At 37.3% G+C, this 24762-nt stretch carries 20 protein-coding genes; 13 read left to right on the forward strand and 7 right to left on the reverse strand.

From position 1 onward, the window contains the following. Positions 1–4: 4 nt before the first annotated feature. The gene (locus KKD20_03065; protein MBU4332075.1) at positions 5–1417 is read left to right on the forward strand and encodes a B12-binding domain-containing radical SAM protein; all 1413 of its coding nucleotides are present in this window, start codon (positions 5–7) and stop codon (positions 1415–1417) included. Here the strand turns inward: KKD20_03065 and KKD20_03070 are convergent. From KKD20_03070 to KKD20_03095, 6 genes are all read right to left on the reverse strand, one after another. Then, positions 1414–2064, reverse strand: coding sequence for a class I SAM-dependent methyltransferase (locus KKD20_03070; protein MBU4332076.1), 651 nt, complete (start codon positions 2062–2064; stop codon positions 1414–1416). The genes KKD20_03065 and KKD20_03070 overlap by 4 nt on opposite strands. Further along, the gene (locus KKD20_03075) at positions 2048–3019 is read right to left on the reverse strand and encodes a DUF362 domain-containing protein (protein ID MBU4332077.1); all 972 of its coding nucleotides are present in this window, start codon (positions 3017–3019) and stop codon (positions 2048–2050) included. Before KKD20_03075 ends, KKD20_03070 begins: the two co-directional genes overlap by 17 nt. A gap of 70 nt (positions 3020–3089) precedes the next feature. Further along, positions 3090–4166 (reverse strand): GNAT family N-acetyltransferase, encoded by a 1077-nt coding sequence (locus tag KKD20_03080; protein ID MBU4332078.1) that lies wholly within the window; start codon positions 4164–4166, stop codon positions 3090–3092. Between the two features lie 5 nt (positions 4167–4171). Continuing rightward, positions 4172–5026, reverse strand: coding sequence for a glycosyltransferase family 2 protein (locus KKD20_03085; protein ID MBU4332079.1), 855 nt, complete (start codon positions 5024–5026; stop codon positions 4172–4174). Then, complete coding sequence (locus KKD20_03090; protein ID MBU4332080.1) at positions 5023–5892, reverse strand: DUF3473 domain-containing protein; 870 nt, start codon at positions 5890–5892, stop codon at positions 5023–5025. Before KKD20_03090 ends, KKD20_03085 begins: the two co-directional genes overlap by 4 nt. A gap of 61 nt (positions 5893–5953) precedes the next feature. Further along, on the reverse strand, positions 5954–7354 hold the full coding sequence (locus tag KKD20_03095) for a sugar transferase (GenBank protein ID MBU4332081.1): 1401 nt from the start codon (positions 7352–7354) through the stop codon (positions 5954–5956). Positions 7355–7599: 245 nt separating this feature from the next. Between KKD20_03095 and KKD20_03100 the strand changes: the two genes are divergently transcribed. From KKD20_03100 to KKD20_03125, 6 genes are all read left to right on the forward strand, one after another. Beyond that, positions 7600–9804, forward strand: a complete 2205-nt coding sequence (locus KKD20_03100) for an O-antigen ligase family protein (GenBank protein MBU4332082.1) — start codon at positions 7600–7602, stop codon at positions 9802–9804. A 165-nt stretch (positions 9805–9969) separates the two neighbouring features. After that, positions 9970–12006, forward strand: a complete 2037-nt coding sequence (locus KKD20_03105; protein MBU4332083.1) for a S8 family serine peptidase — start codon at positions 9970–9972, stop codon at positions 12004–12006. Positions 12007–12059: 53 nt separating this feature from the next. Next, positions 12060–12518 (forward strand): GtrA family protein, encoded by a 459-nt coding sequence (locus tag KKD20_03110; GenBank protein MBU4332084.1) that lies wholly within the window; start codon positions 12060–12062, stop codon positions 12516–12518. Positions 12519–12826: 308 nt separating this feature from the next. Continuing rightward, positions 12827–13888, forward strand: coding sequence for a GDP-mannose 4,6-dehydratase (locus tag KKD20_03115; GenBank protein MBU4332085.1), 1062 nt, complete (start codon positions 12827–12829; stop codon positions 13886–13888). Between the two features lie 2 nt (positions 13889–13890). Beyond that, entirely contained in the window at positions 13891–14622 is a 732-nt protein-coding gene (locus tag KKD20_03120; GenBank protein MBU4332086.1) for a glycosyltransferase family 2 protein, read from the forward strand. 114 nt (positions 14623–14736) lie between these two features. Then, positions 14737–15072: a DUF2304 family protein gene (locus tag KKD20_03125; GenBank protein ID MBU4332087.1), complete on the forward strand. Its 336-nt coding sequence runs from the start codon at positions 14737–14739 to the stop codon at positions 15070–15072. A 130-nt stretch (positions 15073–15202) separates the two neighbouring features. Here the strand turns inward: KKD20_03125 and proB are convergent, their stop codons facing one another. After that, complete coding sequence (gene proB / locus KKD20_03130) at positions 15203–15967, reverse strand: glutamate 5-kinase (protein ID MBU4332088.1); 765 nt, start codon at positions 15965–15967, stop codon at positions 15203–15205. A gap of 106 nt (positions 15968–16073) precedes the next feature. Here proB and KKD20_03135 point away from each other — a divergent pair, with 106 nt between their 5' ends. From KKD20_03135 to KKD20_03160, 6 genes are all read left to right on the forward strand, one after another. Beyond that, a complete protein-coding gene (locus tag KKD20_03135) occupies positions 16074–17177 on the forward strand; it encodes a glycosyltransferase family 2 protein (GenBank protein MBU4332089.1) in 1104 nt (367 codons plus the stop codon). A gap of 271 nt (positions 17178–17448) precedes the next feature. After that, complete coding sequence (locus KKD20_03140; protein MBU4332090.1) at positions 17449–18621, forward strand: glycosyltransferase family 4 protein; 1173 nt, start codon at positions 17449–17451, stop codon at positions 18619–18621. A gap of 55 nt (positions 18622–18676) precedes the next feature. After that, positions 18677–21190, forward strand: a complete 2514-nt coding sequence (locus tag KKD20_03145; GenBank protein MBU4332091.1) for a hypothetical protein — start codon at positions 18677–18679, stop codon at positions 21188–21190. Between the two features lie 210 nt (positions 21191–21400). Then, on the forward strand, positions 21401–21916 hold the full coding sequence (locus KKD20_03150) for a YfcE family phosphodiesterase (GenBank protein ID MBU4332092.1): 516 nt from the start codon (positions 21401–21403) through the stop codon (positions 21914–21916). Between the two features lie 35 nt (positions 21917–21951). Next, complete coding sequence (locus KKD20_03155) at positions 21952–23997, forward strand: GDP-mannose 4,6-dehydratase (protein ID MBU4332093.1); 2046 nt, start codon at positions 21952–21954, stop codon at positions 23995–23997. A 46-nt stretch (positions 23998–24043) separates the two neighbouring features. Then, positions 24044–24751 (forward strand): hypothetical protein, encoded by a 708-nt coding sequence (locus KKD20_03160; GenBank protein MBU4332094.1) that lies wholly within the window; start codon positions 24044–24046, stop codon positions 24749–24751. Positions 24752–24762 lie beyond the last annotated feature (11 nt).

Below are 24762 nucleotides of genomic sequence, written 5' to 3' on the forward strand. Positions count from 1 at the left end.
TGATATGTCTACACTACTCGTAAATCCTCCCTACAGCGAAAAGATATACCAATCTAAGAAAGCGCCTTCGGTTCAGCCGCCGATTGGCTTGGCCTACTTGGCGGCTTTTTTAGAACAGGAAGGCGAGAAGGTAGGAATTTTGGATGCCAATGCCGAACAGTTGAGTGTTGAAGAAACCGCCAGGCGTATTTGTGATTCTGGCGCTAAATTTATTGGATTTGGCGCGGTGACTCCGATTATTCCTATTGTTTATAGAATTGCCGGGTTGGTGAGAAAGGATTCTGATGCAGTAATTTTTGTTGGCGGTCCCCATGTCACTTTTATGGACGATGTCACCCTAAATGACTGCCAGGCAATTGATTATATTGTTCGTGGTGAAGGTGAGCTTGTGATAAACAATTTAATAAGGACGGTTAAAGTTAATGGTGATATTTCTAGAGTTCGGGGGATTACTTACAGAAAGGGTGATAGTATTGTAAAGAATGAGCCGGAAAAACTTATTACTGATATTAATACACTCCCGTTTCCGGCCCGGCATTTACTGCCATTGGATTTATATCGGCCATCGCCGTTATTTGATCGTGGTTATAAAGGCAAGAGCTATGCCCGGATTATGACGACCCGGGGTTGTCCGACTCGCTGTATCTTTTGTGTTTCTCCTCATTTCTGGGGTCGAGTTCGGATACGCAGCGCCGAGAATGTTTTTGCTGAAATAAAACATTTGTATGATATTTATGATGTTAGACACATAGATTTCTTGGATGACACTTTAACTTTGGCGCCATCACGGATGGAGAAAATCTGCGACCTAATGATTGAACATAGTTATAAGATTAATTGGACTTGCTATTCCCGTGTTGATACTCTTAGCGAGGCGCTGGTCAAAAAAATGAAAATGGCTGGGTGCTCTGTTATTCAGCTCGGGGTAGAAAGCGGGAATCAGAAAATTATTAAAAGAATCAAAAAAAATATCCGTCTTGAGGATGTGGAGCGGGTGGCGCGGATTGTTAGAAAAAATAATATTAAACTGATGGCAGACTTTATGATTGGCCTGCCCGGCGAGACCGAGGAAACAGTGATCCAAACGATTGACTTTGCTAAAAAAATAAAGCCCAACATTGCGGCTTTTTGTATTACTACACCCCTGCCAGGTACTGAATTATACTGGGAGCTTCGTCGTGAAGGCAAGATTAAACCAGGTTATATCTGGGGCAATATGGGTTTGCACTATGGTTCAAACTATAGCACTGAATATTTATCAAGCGGTCGGTTAAGTGAATTATATCACTTAGCTCATAAGAAATTTTATTTGCGTTTTAAGTTTTTTGGACAGTCGTTTGTCTGGCTTTTAAAAAACCCGTATGATATAAAGAATTATTTTTACTTGGCAAAAGATTTGCTTTTAAAGAGGGTTTAGTTTTTTTTAAATCCCATTACAGTAATTGGCGATAAAAAACCAAAGAGAAAAATATTATTCTTTTTTACTAATGAAAAATTATTTTTCGAGAGAATATTAACTATTTCCTTTGATGCAGTAAAAGTCGTCAGAGCGCCTTTGGTATGCAGGCGCTCTTTTATTTTCTTGAAAAAAGTATAGAGATTATTTTTATTTTTAATCTCAACAAGCAACAGGTGATTTGTCACTCGAGCCAGTTCAGTCAAAGCTTTCAGAAGAGCATTTTGGGGCAATAAATGCAAAGTGTTAAGGCAGACACAGAGATCAAACTGATTATCAGAGAATGGAAGCTGGGTGAGGTCAGCCTTTAGAAATGAGACATTGGGTTGCCCTTTCGTTTCTTTTTTGGCAATGGTTATCATATCTTCGGCAAAATCAATGCCAATAATTTTGCTTTCAGAGAATTTTTGTGCCAGTTTTGTTGTTAAATCCCCCCGGCCGGAACCCGCGTCTAAGATCGTCTGTGGTTTGGATCCAATCATCAGGAGTAGTTTTCTGCGCGCCCATTTTTGAGCTTTAAAGGCAAGGGATTTTGGGGAATCATAGTATCCTTTTTCTTCTTGGGCCGCTTTATTGAAAAATTTTTTTACATCATTTTCTTGATTCATCTTTGTGTCTGAAAAGCTTAAGCATTTTTTTTATTATAAAATAAAATTTATCATAAACCAGCCAATGAATAATTTTTTTGCTTACCAGCCAATTGAAAATTTGATAGTTGTACATGTCGGCGGCCAGACCATGGCTTGGTTTTTTAAAAGAGTGAATTTTTAGTTCGCCAATTATGTTATTTGGTTTAATCGGGCCGATACCTAATGATTCGCCAATTTTAAGGTGGCTGATTTCTTGGGGAAAAAAACCCATCATTTGGGTAGCAACACTATCAGTGGTGACGGGGTTAAATCCGGCGATAAGAGTGTCTAGTTTAACACATGTACCCAGAACTGGGCCAGTGCCTTCCATAGCTTGGGTGGCGTCAATTAGGGAGAGATGGGGACTGATAGCTTTGGCGAGCTGGGCGATGGATTTATGCAAGCCTTTGAGATGAATTTTATGGATTGAAGTTTCGCTAGCCAAGCCCATCAAATTTTTCATTGACAAAGAAGCCAGGGTTGCAGTGTGGGTTTTCATCACCGGCAGGGAGATTATGTAGTCAGCTTCGAATACTACTTTATAGATTTCTAAAAATTTAAGGGGGCTGGCTGGGATTTCCACTCGCCTTGTTAATTGAGTATTCAGATTGACCACCTTAATTTTATCGTTTTCCAGTTTTCTAAAACCGCTGCGTTCAATCGCCTTTTTGGTCATTATTTTTGAAGAAGTGCCTTCGGCGATAATAATATTTTTGCCTAAAGCAAGAAGCGCGGTAGTCAACTCTCGGGCGACTTCAAAACTGGTGATAGCGCACGATGTGTAGTCGTCCACGGCCGCAGCGCGGAGATTGACTTTGATAAGAATATTTTTTTTATCTTTTAAAATTTCAGGTAAATTAAGAGCGTCAAAGACTGATTTGACGGCTCCTGGTTGTTTGGCGATAACGACAGTTGAATTCTGGTATTGACTCATAGACTATTTAAAAATATAAAAATACAAGATTACAAGAATATAAAAATAACGAGAATTTATTCCTGTATTTTTATCTAGCGAGTCGTTTTCTAATTATGGGTCCTAGATGTTGAGCTAGGGAGATTGGTATAAAATATTTCCAGATAAATGAGATAAATTTGAAACCGAGGTTGTGAGTTGTTAGATTTTGTTTCGAAGGTTTTGCCTGCCCGCCGTAGCCTTGGCGAAGGCGGGAGTTTTCTGGATATAAATAGAAAATATAATTATTTTGAATTTTTGCGCCCCATTTTTCTTTATACCTTTTTTGATTTTCGTAACGAACTGGTCCAAAATCAAAGCTTGTGTAGCCGTGTTCACAGCCCCACTTGATAAATTCCCAATGAGCCAAATCGTTAGGGCGGCAGTTCCAGAATTTTTTTAAAGAAGGATTTTTGGTAATGTGGATATTTTTTCCGCAAGTAAAACCCATTAGTGCGGCCACTACCAGCCCGTCTTTAGTGACTAGATATAATTTTAAGTCATTACTAAAACATTTTAGTTTGTTTAAAAAGTAATCAAGAGAATGCGGCGGCGTACCAAATCGTTTCATTGATTTGAGGTACAGAGGGTAAAAATGATTTTTGATCGCTTCGGGTGAATTGTTTTGAGAACACTTTAGGTTTGCGGACTCTGATTTCTTGATTGCTTTGCGGACGCTATAGTCAAATTTTTTGAAAAGCGAGTCGGGGTCTTTATCTAAGATAAGAACAGCCCTGGAGTCATTTGGTTGCTTTTGGAAATGTTTCTGTAAAGAAGAGGATTGGATGTTTAATCCAGAGATAATTTTTAAATAATTAATATTTTTTTCTTGCAAAAAGTTTTTTAATGCCTGGACGATTTCAGCTGGACTGACGATTGGATTTATTATAATTAAATCTCCATAGTCGGCAAAGGGCATGGAGATTAATTTTTTGTTTTTGCGAACGGCTGGAAGCAAGGCGATGATTTGTCCTTGATTTTTGATGAGGAGATAATTTGGCTTGTAATAGTAAGTTTCTTTTAGAACATTTTTGAAATTTGTGGTTTCACTAAAACGACAGAAGGGAGATTGTTGAATCAATTTGTCCCATATTTTTTCAGTATCGTTGGATAAGAGTTTGATTTCCATAAGGTCTATTTTAACTCTCTTCTGATAGCAGCAATTTGGTCAACCATAATCCCAAAGAAGAATATTAAGATGGTTGAAACGAAAAGAAGTATTGTTGAGTCGGAAATATTACGGCTTAAGATATCGTTTACAAGAAGAAAAATTGTTAGCAGAAAGAGGACAAAAGTAAGGGGCAGGAAGATTCGCAGGGGCGAGAATAAAGTGATTAGTCTGACGATGAGCATAAAAGTGTTTACAGCATCAGCTGGCTTGACACTGCTTTTCCCTTGGCGTTTGTTTATGGTAATTGGAACGTATTTAACGTTTAGGCCGGTCTTAAAGAAGGTGAGAGTAATAGTTGTTGTTAAAGAGAAGCCATCGGGAAAGAGGTGGGCAAAACGCAAAAAATGTTTTCTTTTTATTAATCTAAAGCCAGAGTTTAAGTCTGGTATTTTGTGTCCCGAAAGATAGTTTGCCGCCAGGTGCAAAATTTTTTTCCCCGGCTGTCTAAGCCACGGCCCTTGGTAGCCTTGCCGGGCGCCAATTATCATATCATACTCGTTTGTGTGTTTTAATAATTCAGAGATGTATTTTGGATTGTGCTGGCCGTCAGCATCATAAAACATAACCCAATCGTATTTGGCATTTTTTACGCCGGTTTTTAAGGAAGCGCCATAACCTTTATTATAGGGGTGGTTGATTGGTTTAATGCAGCTGATTTTTTTTAAGAGCTCTTTTGTTTGGTCGTTTGACCCGTCGTTAACAACAATAATTTCGTGTTCAATATTAAAATCAGCCAGCTGACATTTGAGTTGGTTTAGAACTTCGTTTATTGATTTTTCTTCGTTATAAGCCGGGACAATTATTGATAGCTGTTTCATGGTGATGTTTTCTCTTGGCTTAGATATTGGCCCAAAGATATAAAATTAAATTTATCTAATAATTTTTCAAATTTTTTAAACGCATTTTTTTTGTTCCAATAGAGCAATTTTTTTTTGTGCCAGGGCGCCGAAACATTTGGAATATGAGGGTCAAGCTCATGTTGGTGAATATAGATAACCGGAATAGTTTTTTTAGCGATGGATTTCAGTAAGAGTGAAAAGAAAAAGAGCGGGAACAAACGAAAATAGATGCCGCCAGCAACCGGGATATTTAAGCCAGCTATGTTTTTAGCGGCAATAGGAAATTCAAGAATTGAAGATTCACTATCAGATTTTTTGACATCATTAAAACTAATTTTGTATGGTTGGCAAGAGATCATGGCGTTTTTTTTCATAACCTGAAATGCGGGGAATATGCTTGAATCACAAATGTAGTGATATTTTTGAAGGATTGGCAGGAGCCATTTAGTGCTATTGTTCAAAGAACATCGCGGGGCGCGGAATATTTTAGGGGATGTGCCGGTTATGGCCGTTAATACAGCCGTGGATTTTTTTATTTCTTGTTCGCAGGAATCTGGGTTCATGTCCCACAGGGCGAGATGAGAATATCCGTGATTTGCGATTTCATGACCCGATATTATTATTTTTTTTATCAGTCCCGGGTATTTTTCCGCTAACTGCCCCAATACAAAAAAGGTGGCAGTACATTTTTTTTGCTGTAATAGTTTGAGAAGTTTTTCAGTTGCCGGGACAACCGTATCAGACAAATTATTTTTGTTTTTGGGGAGATAGTTTTTTAAAAATTCTGAATTATGCCAGAATTCCAAATCAATCGTAAGGATAATTTTTGGTTTTTTTGGGTTCATTATTTTTAAAGAAAAGTTTTTTTTAATTCTTGTCTCGCGGTATATTAGAGTAGCGTTGGACCTATTGTCCCCTAAATTTTAAAACAATATTTATAGTTTTTAAAATAATGCTTAAATCCAGAAACAAAGAATAGTTTTTAATGTAATATAAATCATATTGAAGTTTTTCCAAAGTTTCTTTTTTGGAGCCGCCGTAAGCTGGACCTTCAATTTGAGCCCAACCGGTGAGACCCGGCTTAACCAGTAATCGTTGGCGATAAAACGGTATTTCTTTCTCTAATTCTTGGACAAATTCCGGTCTTTCCGGTCTTGGCCCCACAAAGCTCATCTCGCCGCGGATTATATTAATAAGCTGAGGAATTTCATCAAGGCGGCTTTTGCGCAGGAATTTTCCAACAGGGGTGACGCGCGGATCATCTTTTTGGGCCCATTTGGGGCCGTGTTTTTCGGCATTAATGTACATAGAGCGGAATTTCATGGCGAGAAAGGCTTTTCTGTTTTTGCCGGTTCTTTTTTGTTTGAATATAATCGGGCCCTTGCTGCCTATTTTAATGGCTATTGCAATAAGAGGAGCGATTATGATTGAGGGGACAAGGACAACGCATCCCAGAGTAAAGTCGAAAATTTTTTTAAAGAATTCATAGTAAACTTTTTTATGGGTGGTGATATTTTCTAAAAGCCATATTTGGTTTATGGTCGTAAGGGGAATTTTTCCGATAACGACTTCATAAAAAGTTGGCAAGTCAACAAAAGCCACTTTAAGGGGGATACAGTCTAAAAGGGTTTTTTGTAAGTCATCGGCTTTATGAATATCCGAAGTGATAATAAGCTGCTCAATTTTTTCTTGTTCAATAATGCTTTTTAGGCTTGACAGGTTATTAATAATTTTTATTGATTGCGGCAGATTAATTTCATTTGATTCACAATTATCTTTATCAATAAATGCAACTAACTTGTAGCCCAACTGCGGATGGCTAATAATTTGTTCAGCAAGATTCAAAGATTCCTTATTGATGCCGATTATGGCGACATTGCTTAGCAGGCGGCTTGATTTTAAGGTTTTATTAAATAAATTACGCCAAAGATAAATCAAACCAAAAGAAATGATAATATTTAGAAATAAATTGGTTTTTGGAGTAATAAGCAGCTGGGGGATAAAGTAAAAAATCAGAACAGTTAAACCAGCGCTAAAAAGGTAAGCCCTAATCAAAGTTTGATAAAAGTTTGATTTATTAACCGCGGTTTTAAGTTCGTAAAGATTATGGATGTAAAAGATAATAATCCAAAAAAGATACACAAAGATAAAAGGCAAAAAGTGCAGCTGCCAAATCTCTGAATTAAAATCAAAATTAAACTCGTTGCGGTACCTTATAAGCAAAGTTAAAATCAAAGAAATTTCCAGGATTAGAAAATCACCAATAAGGAGAACAAGTTTTTTAATCAGGGTTGTAGAATTATTCATAAGCCCATTATAGCTAATTTTTACAGGTTTGTCAATTTTGTTTTCCTTGTATAATTTTGTGGGGGATGATATAATTAGAATGCATTAAAGCATTAAAAATATAAAAATAAAATAATATAAAAATAAATGAAGAGGTGATTTTATATTATTTTATTATTTTATTTTTATATTCTTGTATTTTTATAATCGTTCTCGTGCTTTAATGTTTTAGTATTTTTATATTTTTAAGTTTTTATATTTTTATTATGTCCCGTCTTGAAAGTATTTATGTCAATATCATAAAATTTGGAACCTATGTTATTCTTTTTGTTCCATTGCTTATCACTAAGCAATTTTATTTTCCTTATATTTTTGGCAAGGCAATTACTATCCGGTCTATCGTTGAGATAATGGCAGTTGTTTATATTCTTTTGGTTTTGCATAATCCTCGCTTCAAGCCGCGATGTTCGTTATTATTCTGGGGGGTTGTTGTTTTTATGGGCGTAAAAGTCTTAAGCACCCTTATGGGCGTCAATGTCTATCATAGTTTTTGGAGTAATTACGAGCGGATGGAAGGGCTTCTGACCTTGCTGCATTTTGGAATATTATTTGTGATTGTCAGTGGTGTTTTTAAAGAAAAAAAGGAATGGCTGACATTATTTAGAATAGCCGTTAGCGCCAGTTTTTGCGTGGCTTTATATGGATTGGGACAAAAATTAGGCCTTTCTTCATTGCTTCATTCTGACATTGAAAAAATTGACAGTACTATTGGCAACTCGTCTTACGTAGCAATCTATCTAGTAATGAATTTTTTTATTACTGTCTACCTGTTTATTAAAGACCGGAATCTTTTTTGGCGGATATTTTATGGAATAATATTGCTTCTGGATGTAATAATTATTTTTTTCACAGCCAGCCGGGGTGGTATGCTGGGACTATTGGGCGGAATTTTTCTTTTGTTGATTTTTGTAGTGTTTTTTACTCCTATCGGGTTGGTCAAAAAAGGCTATAAATATTCAGCAATAGGAACAGTTATTTTTTTAATTTTGACTGTAGGCACAATTTATTTAAATAAAGGCAAAGAGTTCATAAATAATATTCATGTTTTAAGAAAACTGACCACCATCTCTTTTGCTGACAGAACCATCCAGGATCGTTTTATTAATTGGAATATTGGCTGGCAGGGCTGGAAGGAGCGGCCAATATTAGGTTATGGTCCGGAAAATTATTATGTGTCGTTTAATAAGTATTATAATTCACGGACAAGTGAACCTTGGTTTGATCGGGCCCATAATATCATTTTTGATCAGCTCAATTCCAGTGGGATTTTAGGCCTTGCCAGTTACTTGTTTATTCTTTGTGTTAGTTTATATTATCTTTGGAAAAAGAGAAATAGGGATTTTTGGCTTTCAGTTAGTTTTATTGGGCTGATTTTCGGTTATTTTTTTGCTAACCTTTTTGTTTTTGATAATTCCAGCACCTATGCGATATTCTTTTTAGTTTTGGCTTTTATAAACTTTATAGTTTCGGGTCAGGAAGATGCCGAAGACGAACAAGCAGAACCTTCTAGAAAATCAGTTAGTGTTTTTATACCCTTGGGTCTATTAGCTGTTCTAACGTTTAGTTTATATTTTTTTAATATCCGCCCGGCGATTGCCAACAATATCGGCATTGAGGCCTACAAATATTCGCGGGTTAATTATTCTAAATCAGTAGATTTATTTAAGAAAGCCTTGGCTTACAATACTTTTGGGAATCCGGAAATGAGTTTGCGCATAGGCGATTATGCGCTTCACCTTTTTAATGAGCTTGATGAGGAAAAAAGGGAAGTAAAAGAAATTCTAGATTTTGCAATCCAGGAGCTGGAGGCAAGTATTAATGAGGAGCCTTTAAATGCTCGATATTATTTGTATGTTGCCAGTCTATACAATGTGCGTTCCCGGGTTGAAAACCGGGAAGAGAATCTAAATATGGTTCTTAAACATCTTAACAAAGCTAAAGAATTAAGCCCAGAGCGCATTGAAGTTTATTTTCAACTGGGACAGATTGCTCTTTCTGCTGGTGACAGAGGACAAGCAGTGAGAGATTTTGAAAAAGCGTTTAAGATTAGACCCGATAGCAATGACACTCAACTGAATCTTATGTTGGCCTACCTTTATGTTGGAGATAAAGAGAAAATTGATAAACAATTTGAAATTTTAAGAGATTTTGGTTTTGTTGTTTTGGGCGGTAATCAGGTTGAGAAATTAGTTGCCGCATTATATGCCATAAAAGAACTTGATAAAATTATTCAACTTTTAGAAGCCTACCTGGCAAGTTATCCATCGTCAGAGTTTTACGCTAAATTAGCTACGGTTTGTTTGGAAGCGGGGAATAAAGAGAAGGCAAGAGAATATACATTGAAAGCGATGGAGTTAAATCCGGACTTGAAAGAAGAAGGAGAAGTTTTTTTAGAACAGTTGGAAGAATAATTAATAGAGTTAATATGGTAGTTAATAAAGTAGTTAATAATGGCGACGGCAGGTCTATTAACCTTATTAACAATTTTATTAACTCTATTAACAACCGTATTAACAATTTGAATAATCAAAATAAGGACTTCAATTCCTTAATTGATAAATGAATGAATAGTAACTATGTCTAAAAGATTTTTTTTATTCATATTTTTTTTGATAGCATCATTCTTCACCAGCAATGCAGTTTTTGCTTATCTGCCAACTGATCCGGGTTTTAGAACCGAACAGTGGTATTTACAGAAAATTAAAGCTTCTCAAGCCTGGGATTTTACTAAGGGTTCGGAAGATATTGTGATAGCAATTTTAGATTCTGGCGTAGATATTGACCATCCCGATCTTAAAGATAATATTTGGGTTAATGCCGGAGAGATATCAGGGGATGGGATTGACAATGATAATAATGGTTATATTGACGATATCCATGGCTGGGATTTTGTTGGTAATGACAATAATCCTCAACCTGATATTTTGGGCGTTCCTTATAACGAAGCCGGAGCTAACCACGGTACGATTATAGCCGGAGTCTTGGGTGCCCGGGGAGACAATGCTAAAGGTATTGCCGGTATCACCTGGTATTCAAAAATTATGCCTCTGCGGGTGCTTAACAGTGTTGGACTTGGTGATTCTGGTGCCGCGGTCCAAGCCATTGATTATGCAATAGTCCAGGGGGCGGATATTATTAACATGAGTTTTGTGGGGCCAGACTATAGTTCGGCGATGTACCAAGCGGTTCGACGGGCCTGGGAAAAGGGTATAATTATTGTCGCAGCCGCGGGCAATGATTCAGTTGAGCAAGGTGATGACTTGGATACCTATCATAGTTTTCCTGTGTGTTATGATGGGGCGGACAATATGGTCATCGGGGTGGCGGCAGTGGATGACAAGGACCGTAAGTCGGTTTTTTCAAACTTTGGCAATACCTATGTAGATGTTGCGGCACCGGGTGTTTCTTTTTATAGCACTCTTTTTCAGGACTTTTCTTCTCCTGATTTTCAGAATGAATATGGCGGCTATTGGTCTGGGACTTCGGTGGCTACGCCCTTAGTTTCCGGGGCGGCTGCCTTGATTAAATCCTTAAGTCCAAATTTTTCCAATAAAAAAGTGAGAGATATTATTATTGCAAGCGCAGAGAATATAGATCCTGCTAATCCAGATATCGCTGGCAAGTTGGGTGGGGGTCGGCTTAATCTTTACAAAGCCTTAGATTTGGCCTATAGCCAGCTTTTTAATATAGATTTGACTAAAAATATTATCACTGGCGCCGGCATTGGCGGCGGACCACATGTTAGAGTTTTTCAATCATCAGGCATAGCAATAACTAGCTTTTTTGCCTATGATGAAGGATTCCGGGGGGGTGTAACAGCAGTTGGTTGTGATTTGGATGGCGATGGGACGAGTGAAATTATCGCTGGCGCCGGCATTGGCGGCGGACCCCATGTTAGAATTTTTGACCGTAAAGGAAAGCTTATCAATCTTTTTTTTGCTTATGATGAGCGATTTCGCGGCGGGGTTAATGTTGCTTGTGGTGATTTAGATGGTGACGGCAGGGACGAAATTGTCACTGGCGCCGGCATTGGCGGCGGACCCCATGTGCGTATTTTTAATGGGGATGGACAGTTGGTTAATCACTTTTTTGCTTACAGTGAAAATTTTCGCGGCGGGGTGAATGTAGAAGTGGGGGATTTAGATAACAACGGCCGAGCCGAGATTTTCACTGGGCCCGCTTCCGCCGGCGGTCCCCAGGTTAGAATTTTTGATTGGCATGGGGCAGTGGTTGGCCAATTTTTTGCTTATAAAAAGGATTTTCGCGGGGGAATAGATATTGGCCTGGGTGATTTAGATGATAATGGCAGCCAAGAGATTATTGTCGGTGTTTCTCGCGGGGGCAGTTCTTATATCCGGGTTTTTGATCAATCATTTATTTTACGTTATCAATTTTTAGCTTACTTAGATGAATTCCAAGGAGGCGTCAATTTGGCTGTGGCTGACTTAGAGAGTGATGGCCGGGCCGAGATTATTACTGGTGCTGGCCAAGGCGGCGGTCCCCAAGTGCGGATATTTAATATAGAGGGCAAACCCTTGTCGCAGTTTTTCGCTTATTCTAAGTATTTTCGTGGGGGAGTGAACGTGGGGACGATGAAGAGTAATGGGGAATAAAGTTATAAGTTATTGGTTAGATATTTATTAATGTTAGAAGGATTGTTTTCAACATGGAAATCTTTAGAAAAATCATCAACTTAATTAGAGCCCATCCTTATATTCAAACTCACCACAAGTTAAAGCAATTTATAAAATTTGCTATTGTGGGGGCTTGTTGCGCTGTGATTGATTTTGGTATTTATTTAATTTTAACCCGCTTTGCCAATTTTAATTATTTAATAGCCAATCTTATATCTTTTTCATTGGCCGCAACTGCCAATTTTATTTTTAACAAGTTTTGGACTTTTCGGGATTATGCAAAGAAGAGGTTGCATGTGCAGTATATTAAATTCATTATCATTGCAGTTTGCGGTTTATTTTTAAACGAGTTGATTTTATATTTGCTTACTGACAAACTGGATTTGCACGATATACTTTCTAAAACAGCGGCAACAGTTATTATTCTTTCTTGGAACTTTACCATGCAGCGGGCCTGGACATTTAAAAATGCAGGTGAACTTTTAGAATGACTTGTTTTTTAGAATATTTGAGGCTATAATGATAGTAACTTATAGTAATAAGCTCGGCTCGCTTCGCCCATTCGGCCCCGAGCTCTCCTCGAGTCTGAGCGACCTCGGAGTCGAAGACATGGCCGAGGGGTCGCCTTCGCGTAACACAATAGTAATACGATGGTAACTCATTGTTTCCTACAATGTATTACTATTGTATTACGCGAGTCCTGACGAAGTCAGGACGAGCTTATTACTATAAGTTACCACCCTCTGTTCACTGCAATTATTTTTTAAATTTTGAAATTCTAATTTTTAATTCCAATCATATGCCTGAAAATTTTGTTTCTGGAAAAAAAAATGTTTTAGTAACAGGCGGAGCTGGCTTTATTGGCTCCCACCTTTGTGAAAAACTAGTTAAAAATAATCATGTACTTTGCCTTGATAATTTTAGCACGGGGCAAGAAAGTAATATTGATCATTTGATTCAAAATCCTGATTTTAAGTTCATTAAACATGACATTACCGAACCAATAGATTTAGAAAAATCCCGCGAGGCCCAGATGTTTAAAATTGAATTTCAGGGTATCCAGGAAATTTATCATCTGGCTTGTCCAACCTCTCCCAAGGAGTACAATAAATACCCAATTGAAACCTTACTGGCTAATTCTTACGGCGTAAAAAATACTCTTGATTTGGCAATTAAATATAAAGCCAAATTTTTATTTAGCTCGACTGATGCTGTCTACGGCGAACCCCAACCGAACCAGGAGCCTTTTAAAGAAGATTATTGGGGCTATGTTAATCATTTGGGTCCCCGGGGTTGCTATGATGAGGGTAAACGATTTGCCGAAACTTTAATTGTTAACCATCGAAAAAAATTTAATATTGATACTAAAATTGCAAGAATTGCCAATACTTTTGGTCCTTTGATGAGACTTGATGATGGCCGAGTGATTCCGGATTATATTAATTCGGCATTAAAGGGCAAGCCAATACTTATCCATGGTGATCAAAACACGGTCAGCACCTTTCTGTATATCAGCGATTTAATTGATGCCCTAACCAAGATGATGGCCTCCAGCGAACCGGGACCTATTAATATTGGGAGTGCCGAAGAATATAGATTAGAGGATATAGCTAAACAAATTATAGATCTGGCGGGTTCAAAATCAAAAACAGCATTTGAGGCTCCGCCGCCATATACCACAGTTCAGAATGTGCCAGATTTAACTTTAGTCAAAGAAAAGCTTGGTTGGTTTCCACTTGTGAAATTAGAAGAGGGTTTAAAGGAAACTATTGAAAAGATGCGAGGCGCAAAAGTGATCAAACCTCTGACTCCCTTTGATATAGTTGGCGCCCCCCAGCCTAAAGAGGAAGAGGATGAATAGATATGAAAATATTTATCATAATTCCAGCTTATAATGAAAGAGAGGCTGTTAATAGGGTAATAGAGAGAGCTCAATGTTATGGGCAGGTGGTGTTAGTTGACGATGGATCAACAGATGATACACTAAAAAGAGTTCAGAGTTGCGGGGTGCTCACACTGCGGCATTGCGTTAATTGTGGCCAGGGCGCAGCTTTAAAAACCGGCATTGATTACGCTTTAGCTAGTGGAGCCGAGATTATTGTAACCATGGATTCTGACGGTCAGCACCGGCCAGAAGAGATTCCTCAGATAGTGAAGCCGATTGAGAGGGGTGAAGTAGATATTGTTTTGGGTTCTAGATTTTTGGAAGTTAGCACAAATGGCACCCCGCACAACTCACTTCGTTCGTATGCAGGGCGGGCAAAAGACCACAAAGACTGCATGAAATTTAAAATACCTTTTTCAAAAGAGTGGTTGGTCTTAAAACCAGCGATTTTTTTTGAAAGGCTCTTTACGGGGTTAAAACTGACTGATGTTCATCAGGGGTTCCGGGCAATGTCCCGTGAAGCCGCCAAAAAAATTCAAATAACCCAAGATAAAATGGCGCATGCCACTGAAATTATTTCAGAAATTAAAAGAAATAAATTACGTTGCAAAGAAGTGCCGGTAACTGTGGTTTATAATGAATATGGGCAGGGGATGGGAGGTGCCTGGAAGATTTTGAAAGATTTGTTTTTCAAGAAAATAGTATATTGATTAATTGTTACATTGCTAAATTATTGCATTGCTGATGTGGATGATTGCTAACAATTTAGCAATTTGACAATGTAACAATTGGAACTAATTAATAATGGGCTAACAATTCTAACCATGTTACCTCAACAAATCATTGCTATTATTTTAATCCTAATCATTTTTTCGCGCATCGTTGTCCGTTTCCGTCGCAAGGAGATTTCTAAAAAAGAATTTGGCATTTGGACGGTTTTTTGGTTGTTGGCTTTGGGGGTAGTTTTATTTCTGCGCCAGGTCGATGCCTTTGTCCGGAGTATTGGTATTGTCGGCCGGGGGATTGATGTTATTGTTTATGTTTCCATTGCATTGATTTTTTATTTAATTTTTAGAATTATTGTGCGTTTGGATAAAATTGAACGGGAGATTACCAGGGTGGTGCGGAAAGTGGCGCTGGATGAGGCGGACAAAAAGTAGGGGTTTATTGCATAAACCCCTATGGATTTACATTTGGAATATGAATATAAAAAAAGACCGAGGTCATCGCTTCTGCTGATGAACCTCGGTTTTTTGGACTTTTTGGTGGAAAGGAAGATATAGAAACAATCTATTTCCTTGTCAAAAACGTTGTTCCGGGGTAAGAATCTCTGGGCCCATTTATCCTTTTTAATAAAATACTAGGTTCCTTGCCGTTAATTAGGGCTACTTCCACCTCTTTTGCGGTAGCGAGTTTTGCGGCTTCTATTTTGCTTAGCATCCCACCGCGGCTAATCGTAGAATCTGTTTTTTTAGCCAGTTGGATAATCCCTTTATCAATCAGAGGGACTTCTTTGATTAGTTCTGCCTCTGGTAACCCATAATCACAGAATAGACCATCTACATCAGTCATAATAACCAGTATATCAGCTTTAATTAGCACTGCTATTTTAGCAGACAGTTTGTCATTATCAGCCAGATCTTTTAAAGCTTTAAGCTCCTCATCCATAACGGCGTCATTGGCATTGACTATGGTCACTTCCCCCCACTTAAATCCTTGCAAAAGTCTTTCTTGAGTGCAAAACTTATGATCATCTTCAAGATCGTAATAGGTGTAAAGGGCTTGGCCAATGCGAATTGACAGTTGGTCAAAAAAACGGGAATAGACATTCATTAATCTATTTTGACCCACCATAGCGGCTCGCGCCGGGGGGTATCCCTTGTCTTTAATCATCCCGGTAGCTACGGCTCCAGAGGTGACCAAGATAATTTCATGACCTTGTTGATGTAATGTCCCAATTTGCTGAACAAGATGGCCAATAAAAGTTTCATCCAAGCCACTGGTCGTTTGAGCACTGCTTAACAATGAGCTTCCCACTTTGATTACTATCCTCATTGATTTCCTCCCGTTTAGTTATTTTTGTGTAGGAAAAACTTGTTTAAAGACCTTATCACACCTCACAAATCTTGTCAAGACCCTTCTAAAATGCTACAATTATCCTATGAAAAAGGCAGCCGTGATAATTGTTACATACAATGCGGAAAAGTATATTGAGCCACTTTTTGAGAGCTTAGCTAAGCAAGATTATCCTAAAGATGATTTTAGGCTTTTTTTGGTTGAGAATAAATCCGAGGATAAAACAATAGCAGAGATTAAAAAATGGGTTGATGCAGAGATAAATAGGAATGGCTCTAATATTTCTAATAAATCTAATATCTTGAATAAGGATTTTTTGGATGTGGAGATTATTGAGAATAAGAAGAATCTGGGTTTTGCTGGGGGATATAATGTCGGAATGAATAAATCGTTGGATAGGGGATTTGATTATATTGTTTTATTAAATCAGGACATGGAAGTGGATGAGCACTGGCTAAGCGAGATGGTGAAAAAAGTAGAATCAGACAAAAGTATCGGTGCAGTGCAATCCCTGATGTTGCTCACTAAAAAACGAGACAAAATAAATTCAACAGGTGAGCGTTTAAATTATTTAGGCATTGGATATAGTGGTAATTATCAATTATTAATTATCAATTATCAACCCAAGGATAACATAATCAGCTATGCTAGCGGTGCAGCCGTATTATTCAAGTCAGACGTGCTCAAACGCGTTGGCTTATTCGACGAGTCATTTTTTATGTATCACGAGGATTCAGATTTGAGCTGGCGAGTTCGTCTGGCTGGTTATGACATTGTTTTAGCAGATAAGGCGATTGTTTATCATGATTATAAATTTAATCGTAATCCCAAGACATTTTATTGGACCGAGAAAAATCGTTTAACGTTTCTTTTGAAGAATTTTGAATTTAAGACATTAGTATTAATTTTTCCAATATTTGCGGTTATGGAATGCGGGATGTTGTTGCACGCGTTAGTAACCGGCTGGTTTTGGCAGAAGATCAAAAGTTATGGCTGGGTTTTGCGAAATTTAGGCAATATTTTAAAGTCAAGAAAAGAGGTGCAGGAATTGCGCAAGGTGCGTGATCGTGATTTAAAAAAGTATTTGGTGGCAGGAATAGAGTTTGGAGGGCTGGAGAATGTATTGCTTAAATATGTGGCTAATCCAGTGTTAAAATTATACTGGTGGGTTGTGAAGAGGCTTATCTAAATCACGAATATTAAGGCTGTTTGAAAATTGTTATTCCGAGCGTAGCGAGCTTTTTTTTCATTCCGAACGGAGTCCCGCACGCATGCGGGGCGCAGTGAGGAATCCCTTAACTCTAGAAAATGGAAGGATGGGGTGGAAAGCCTGCGGTGAAGGGATTCCTCGCTGCGGCTCGGAATGAAAAAAAACTTCGTTCGAAATAGTAGAACAGTGTTTTCGGACAGTCTCATATATTCGTTTTAATTCGTGAATAATTCGAGTAATATTAGTGCTTATGAAGATAGCTATTATCACCTCTACTTTCCCGCCCTACCGCGGCGGCATCGGCAATGTGGCCTATCAGGAAGCCCGGGAATTAGCGCGGCTTGGCAATCAGGTGACAATTTTTACACCCAGGTATGATACGACCCAAGATAAAGTCCAAAAGGTTGATGGCCTTATTGTCAAGCGGCTTTTTTCATTGCTCAAATTTGGCAATGCGGCTTTTTTGCCGCAGCTTTTGTGGTCGTTGGGGGATTTTAATGTTTGGTATTTGCATTACCCGTTTTTTGGCGGTGCGGAGATTGTATGGCTTTTAAAGAAATTCAAGAAGTCAAAAAAAATAATTATTCGTTATCATATGGATGTGGTGGGCAGAGGATCGTTAGAATTTTTTTTTAACGCTCACTCCCGCTATATCATGCCCAAAATTATCAAATCAGCGGACAGGGTAATTGTCTCGTCCTATGATTATGCTCATCATTCCAATATTAAAGAATTAATTTCAGGCAATCAAAAAAAATTTACAGAGATTCCTTTTGGGGTGGATTTGAAAAGTTTTATTCCCAGCTCAAAAGACGATTTATTTTTAGATGAATTAGGCGTGGCAGCAGAAGATAAGATAGCCATGTTTATAGGGACCTTGGATAAAGCCCATTATTTTAAAGGAGTGGAAATTTTGCTTCAGGCGTTTAGTTTGCTCGAAGACCGGCCTTACAAATTAGTAATTGTTGGCGAAGGAGATTTGCGTTCACATTACGAAAAGATGGCTGAAAAATTAGGTATTACTAAAAAAGTAATTTTTGCCGGCGCGCCCAGCGATAGAGATTTACCGGCATTTTATAACATTGCTGATGTTGTGGTTTTGCCTTCAATTGATAAAAGCGAGGCTTTTGGTTTGGTTTTAATAGAAGCCATGGCTTGCGCCAAACCCGTGATAGCTTCTGATTTGGCTGGGGTGAGGAGCGTGGTTGAAGATGGCGTTAATGGGTTTTTAGTTAAGCCCAAGAATACTGGTGAATTGGCTAATCGGATTGATTATGTTTTGAGCAACATTGAGACTGCTAAGCAAATGGGGGGGAGAGGTCGGGAGAAAGTTGAGCGGGTTTATAATTGGGAACGGGTTGGGCAAGATTTATCACGAATATTACACGAATTATTCACGAATTGCAATCGAATTTATATATGAATAATTAACTTAAATTATCTCTAATGAGCTCTGATAACTTGGATAATATTTACGCATGCTAAATAAACTCATTTCTCAAATCCAACGCGACAAAAACTATACTTTCACCACTTTAGCGATTTTGTGCGTGGTTTTTTTGTGGTTTGTAATACAGGTGGTGTATCCGTCAACTTCTGGGGTTATTGGTTTTGGCGGGCGATTGGTTGCTTTTAGCGCCTTTTTATTTTATTGGTTTATTGGGGCTTCTTGGTTAGCAGGCATTTTTAAAAAGATTGTCAAATTTAGTAATGTTTGGTCATTTGTTTTTGGAATTTTCTTAATGCTTTATTTAATTAGTTTTGTAATGGCATTTTGGATTGTGTTTTATAAGATAACGGTAGTGCTCATGGCGATGAGTTTGATGATTTTGATTTTGGGCATTTCTTTTTTATATAGGAGAGTAACTAGTCACTCGTCATTCGACCCTGAGCTCATGACCGAAGGGTCACTAGTCACTGGGGATTCTTTTTCTCCAGAAGAATCTAAACAAGAATTAGTGGTTACTAATAATACTTCTTTTGGGGATTCCTTAATCCTTGGCCACTGGGTTTGGCCGTCATTAGCAGTAGCCGCTATCATTGCCATCGGACTTCTATTCCTCGCTCGTACTGGCGACTATATGATTACCCCTTGGTCTGATGTGAGTCCTTTATATTTATACTTTTATGCCTTCATCTCTTTTATTATTTTTCTCTTGATTTTTTCTCGGACGCGGTTAAGAACCCTATTGATTATTATCATTCTTCATTCGTTTTTACTGCACTCTTATTTACCAATTGTTTATAAAACAGGTTTTGGCGGCGATAAGTGGCGGCATATTGCGGCCGAGAGATCGCTCCAAGCTGGAGAGGTTTATTCGCCGAGTTTGTTTGGCGAAGAAAAGCTGACGATGAGAAAGATTGGTCCGTTTTCAGTGCCCGAGGTTTTTATTGTTGGCAATAAAACCTCTTATGCTAATCAATGGGGTTTAACTATTGCTTTATCTTGGATATTAAATATTGATGTCTTTTGGATTGACCTTTTGCTTGTATTCGCCTTGTGGTCAATTTTTATTCCCTTATTTTTGATTAAAATCGGTTCTTTTTTTATCAAAGATAAAATATTTCTCGGACTGTTAACGTTTGTGCCTTCGCTTTTTTATCCTTTGCAGGTTTATGGCTCTATTACCATTCCCGTGGCGTTTGGTTTTTTGTATTTTGTTTTTATGCTTGCTTTGTGGCTTTTATATTTGCATAAAAATGAATGGGATAAGCGATTTTTTGGGTTTTTATTGATATTAACGGCTTTGATGTATTTTAATTATTTTATTTATTTTGTTCTAATACTGGAGATTGGGGCTATAATTTTTGTATTTAAAAAATATATATTACCGCGCCTCTTGCAGGGTCGCTCGCCTTCAAAAAAGTTTATATTTTACTTGTTGTTTTTGCTGGGATTTTGTGTTGTCTTTATTCCTGTTCTTGATAAACTAATTGGCCTATCTAATTTTGATGTGGGGGGCTTGATTCATTTTTGGAAAATCCCAAGACAGTTGGAAGAATTTTTTCTGGGTAAACTTTTGGGGTTGGGTGAATTTGTTCCTTTTCCAACATTTATTTCTCAAGGCAATTTTATATTTATGCAACTTTCCCGATATTCTTTATCCAGCACCACTTTTTTGAATTTTGTTTATTGGCAAAAATATATCAGCATTTTTTTATGGCTTTTGATTGTTTATGGAATGACCCGTATTGGCAAAGTCAAGGCTATGCGTGTAGCGACTCTTTGGCTTATTTTTATTTTTATCCTTTTAACCAATCATTTTTTATCAATGTATTACATGGATGGGGTGCGGTTATTGACGAAACGTCTGGATTTAGTCATTGCGTTTTTTCTATTGCCCATGCTCGCGCTCGGAATTTACCGGATAGTTTTTCGAAACTCAAAAATTGTCAGTCATAATGCCAAAATTATTGCCCTGGGCTTGCTTTTGGTGGTTTCTTCAAGTGTTGCTTACGCTTCCGGGCCAAAATTGGAAGTAGTGACCGAGGATGAACTGGAAGCCGCGGAATATGTGTTTAAAGAAATTAAGAAATTAAGAAACAAGAAACAAGAAACTAGTGAACTAGAAATTGGGGACGATCCCAGCGACCAATTACTAATTAATAGTGACGAGGTTAATAATGTTAATAGAGTTAATAATAAATGGTATTATTGTGTGTTGGCTAATACTTGGCCGCTTTTAGGATTAGAGGCAGTGTCTAATAGGCGTGTTGTAACCGGGGGCTTTCCGGTTTATACTGAATACGCGCAACCGGAACGGGTGCAGCTTTGGAAAAAAATGATTAGCGAGCCCTCAATTCGGTACTTAGAAAAAAGCCTGGAGATTACCGGAGCTGATCATTGTTATTTTATGATAGAGAAAAAATGGTTTGATGTTGAGGAAAAAAAGCAAGAGGAAAAATTGGAGCGGACTATAGAGATGCTGGGGAAGTATGAGAGGTTTGGGGAAGTGTATGTATTTTATTATGAGGGTGAGGACCACGAATAGCACAAAAGACCACAAATTTTGCCATTATAGTTTGGTTTGTGTATAATGCAATTAGTGATATTTATCCATTTAGCATCTTTTCATTTATCATCTTTTTATTAATTTATTTGTTTATTAATTTATTGAATTTATTAATAAACTAATAAAAGCGAGCGAGCGCAATAAATCAGTAAAAAATATGATAAATGGATATATGGAAAATGAAAATGTATGAAACTCGGCGTTATCTCCGATACCCACGGGGAAATAGAAAAAATTAAAAAAGTCCTTGAAATTTTCAAAAAAAGAAGCGTAGAAATGATTATTCATGCCGGGGACATGGACAGGGTTAGAAATTTAGAAGTGTTTCAAGGCATTGGGGTGCCTTTAAAAATGGCAATTGGCAATATAGATGAAGAGCCTGTTTTGTATCCGCCGAAAGCCAAAGAATTAGGCCTTGATTTTGAAATGAACAGTTTTTTGAATGTAGAAGCCGGGGAAAGGCGATTGTTTTTATTTCACGGTAATGTGTTGGGCGGGCTTGAGCAGGTATTTGATACCTTGATTACTTCTCGCAAATATGATGTTATAATATACGGACATACGCACAAGCCGCGGAATGAATATAAAGATAATGTATTGATTTTAAACCCCGGTAGTTTACAATCAATTCAGTTGGGGATTAAAGATTCAGCGGCAGTGTATGATACAGAGACTAACAAGGCAAAGATTATAGAGGTTAATTAAACAAGCAATCGAATAAATAAGTAAAGTAGATTATTATGAAACTTTTAATTACCGGCGGGGCCGGGTTTATCGGCTCCAATTTTATCCGTTATATTTTAAAAAAATATCCAGGTTATAAAATTATTAATCTGGATAAATTAACTTATGCCGGGAACTTGGAGAATTTGCGTGACTTATCCGCCCCTGGCGGAGAGAATGATCCCAGATATAAATTTGTTAAAGGTGATATTTGTGATGAGAAAATTGTCAGTGAAGCGGCCAAGGATGTTGATGCAATAGTGAACTTTGCGGCAGAAAGCATTTCAGAAGAAACCTACTTACCGATTTGGAACAGAGGAAATATAGAAGTTACTACCCTGAAAGAACTGTTTGAGAAAGTTGTTCATCAAAATAAGACAAAGGTGGTGGTCCGAAAAGACAGAGAAATAATTAATTTTGCTCATAAAAATTATAAAGTTCTATCATATAAAGGTGGTATTGGCTATTGGATGCCAATTAAGCAAATGAGTAGACATAAGTATAAAGGCAAATTAATAAGACTGAGTCAAAAATGGGGAGAGATTACTGCCACACCCAATCATTCAATTTATGACTGTGATTTTAATTTGACCACCCCCCTTAAAAATCCAGAACTTTTAGGTTTAAGAAACATAAACCACATTTCCAAAAAAAAGAAATATCTGAATTTTTCAGGTAAAAAGTTAAAGGTCCTATTAAGAGTTTTGGGAGCCTACATTTCTGAAGGTTGGACAACATATAATAAAAGGAATGGGAGCTATCATTTTGGTATATCTAATACTGATGAAGAACAGATAGTATTGCTAAAAGATGATTTATTATCGCTGGGTTATAGACCGAATATTACCAAAACAAAGGGTGGATTATTTCAGCTAATAATTAGTAATAAAGGTTTTTTTAATTTTGTTAGAAAAGAGGCGGGATTTAGATCAGCAGGTAAATTTATTCCCTCTTTTATTTTTCAGCTAGAGACTTCTCTACAACAAGAATTTTTGCGGCTGTTAGTGTGGGGAGATGGGCAAGAGATAGTAAATAAAAATTATAAAACCACAAGATATGTTACTAAATCTAAAAAATTAGCTACAGGGCTATCTTTATTGCTTTCTCTATTTCATTATAATTATTCTGTAGGTTATGATAAAAGATTCAATGCTTACATCATTGTTTGGGGTAATGATTATACGATTTCATTAATAAATAAAGAATATACAGAAATACCTTACGACGGTTATGTTTATGATATTTCAGTAGATAATTTAAAAAACTTTGTTTGCGGAGTAGGGAATATAGTTGTTCATAATACGCATGTGGACCGCTCGCTTTACGAACCTGGTAGTTTTATTAAAACCGATGTTTATGGCACTTGGGTTTTGCTTGAGGTAGTGAAAAGGTTTAAGATTAAAAAATATTTGCAGGTCTCAACTGATGAAGTTTATGGTGATGTTTCTAGCCCCAATTTTTCAAAAGAGACGGACTTGTTGCACCCCTCGTCTCCTTATTCTGCTTCTAAGGCTGGCGGTGATATGCAGGTATTGGCAAGTCACCGAACTTTTGACTTACCGATTTTAATTACCAGAAGTTCTAATAATTATGGACCTTTCCAATATCCAGAAAAAATTGTACCTTTGTTTATAACGAATTGTCTGGAAAATAAGGAAGTGCCGGTTTATGACGGGGGAACGCAGATCAGGGATTGGTTGTATGTTGAGGATAATTGTACGGGCATTGATACGGTATTACACAAAGGCGAGTTTGGCGAGATTTATAATATCGGCGCTAATCAAGAGCCGGAAATTACTAATTTGGAGTTGACCAAAACAATATTAAAATTAACCGAGAAAGATGAATCTTTAATCAAACACGTTACTGGTCTTAGGCCTGGTCATGACCAACGTTATGCAGTGGACACTACAAAGATTCGTAAATTAGGATGGGAACCCAAAATGAGTTTTAAGGAGGGCATGAGTCAAACGGTTTATTGGTATGTTAAGAATCAGGATTGGTGGAAGAAGATAAAGAGCGGAGAATATCTTGAGTATTATAAGAAGCATTATCGCGAGTGATTGAATAATTAAGTAACTAACTAATCGAGTAATTAGGTAATTATTTATGTCAAAACCAAAGATATACCCATCGGTTGTTACTTGGGGAGCGGATTGGAGACAGCAATTAAGAGATGTTAAAAAATTGAAATTAAGGGAGGCGACTGTTTTTTTGACTGGAATTGACAAAGATGCACATCAAGAATTCTATAGATTTTTAAAAAATAGCGGGATTAAAAAAATACCTCATATTCATTTGCGGCATGATTTTGATGAGGACGAAATTAAAGACTTGACTAAAGAATATGGCGTAGATTATTTTACGATTCATTTTAAAACAGTTGAGCATTATTTGAATTGGAATAAAAGCTTGAAGGATAAAATGTGTGTTGAATATAATGCTGATGAATGGGAAGGAGTAAAAATTAACGATTTTGAATTTATAAAAGAGATTGCCGGGGTTTGTGTTGATATTGGGCACTATGCCGCTGAAAATTTGTTGAATCGGTTTAATACCATCGAATTGTTTAAAAAAGTGATTGACACTTATCCCGTTGTAATAAATCATCTAAATGGCAAATATTTTGTTAAAAACAAAGATGGATGCGATGAAATAAAGCGAGGACATTTAGTGGTTGACATAAAAAAAGATTTTGAATATTTGGATGATGTGCCTAGAAAATTATTTACTAAAAATGTTTATCTTGAATTAAGGAATACGATACCGGAACAGATTGAGATAAGGGATTATTTGTATGGGAAATATTTTAAATAAAAATTTCTACC

Source organism: Patescibacteria group bacterium, assembly GCA_018896645.1.
Classification (GTDB): domain Bacteria; phylum Patescibacteriota; class Patescibacteriia; order UBA2591; family JABMQE01; genus JAHIMF01.

Excerpts from the sequence above, each read along its gene's own strand:
- KKD20_03070 (MBU4332076.1), bottom strand. The coding sequence starts at position 2,064 with ATGAATCAAGAAAATGATGTAAAAAAATTTTTCAATAAAGCGGCCCAA.
- KKD20_03140 (MBU4332090.1), top strand. The coding sequence starts at position 17,449 with ATGAAGATAGCTATTATCACCTCTACTTTCCCGCCCTACCGCGGCGGC.
- KKD20_03150 (MBU4332092.1), top strand. The coding sequence starts at position 21,401 with ATGAAACTCGGCGTTATCTCCGATACCCACGGGGAAATAGAAAAAATT.
- KKD20_03065 (MBU4332075.1), top strand. The coding sequence starts at position 5 with ATGTCTACACTACTCGTAAATCCTCCCTACAGCGAAAAGATATACCAA.
- KKD20_03115 (MBU4332085.1), top strand. The coding sequence starts at position 12,827 with ATGCCTGAAAATTTTGTTTCTGGAAAAAAAAATGTTTTAGTAACAGGC.
- KKD20_03145 (MBU4332091.1), top strand. The coding sequence starts at position 18,677 with ATGCTAAATAAACTCATTTCTCAAATCCAACGCGACAAAAACTATACT.
- KKD20_03105 (MBU4332083.1), top strand. The coding sequence starts at position 9,970 with ATGTCTAAAAGATTTTTTTTATTCATATTTTTTTTGATAGCATCATTC.
- KKD20_03100 (MBU4332082.1), top strand. The coding sequence starts at position 7,600 with ATGTCCCGTCTTGAAAGTATTTATGTCAATATCATAAAATTTGGAACC.
- KKD20_03135 (MBU4332089.1), top strand. The coding sequence starts at position 16,074 with ATGAAAAAGGCAGCCGTGATAATTGTTACATACAATGCGGAAAAGTAT.
- KKD20_03160 (MBU4332094.1), top strand. The coding sequence starts at position 24,044 with ATGTCAAAACCAAAGATATACCCATCGGTTGTTACTTGGGGAGCGGAT.
- KKD20_03080 (MBU4332078.1), bottom strand. The coding sequence starts at position 4,166 with ATGGAAATCAAACTCTTATCCAACGATACTGAAAAAATATGGGACAAA.
- KKD20_03125 (MBU4332087.1), top strand. The coding sequence starts at position 14,737 with ATGTTACCTCAACAAATCATTGCTATTATTTTAATCCTAATCATTTTT.
- proB (MBU4332088.1), bottom strand. The coding sequence starts at position 15,967 with ATGAGGATAGTAATCAAAGTGGGAAGCTCATTGTTAAGCAGTGCTCAA.
- KKD20_03110 (MBU4332084.1), top strand. The coding sequence starts at position 12,060 with ATGGAAATCTTTAGAAAAATCATCAACTTAATTAGAGCCCATCCTTAT.
- KKD20_03095 (MBU4332081.1), bottom strand. The coding sequence starts at position 7,354 with ATGAATAATTCTACAACCCTGATTAAAAAACTTGTTCTCCTTATTGGT.
- KKD20_03155 (MBU4332093.1), top strand. The coding sequence starts at position 21,952 with ATGAAACTTTTAATTACCGGCGGGGCCGGGTTTATCGGCTCCAATTTT.
- KKD20_03120 (MBU4332086.1), top strand. The coding sequence starts at position 13,891 with ATGAAAATATTTATCATAATTCCAGCTTATAATGAAAGAGAGGCTGTT.
- KKD20_03075 (MBU4332077.1), bottom strand. The coding sequence starts at position 3,019 with ATGAGTCAATACCAGAATTCAACTGTCGTTATCGCCAAACAACCAGGA.
- KKD20_03085 (MBU4332079.1), bottom strand. The coding sequence starts at position 5,026 with ATGAAACAGCTATCAATAATTGTCCCGGCTTATAACGAAGAAAAATCA.
- KKD20_03090 (MBU4332080.1), bottom strand. The coding sequence starts at position 5,892 with ATGAACCCAAAAAAACCAAAAATTATCCTTACGATTGATTTGGAATTC.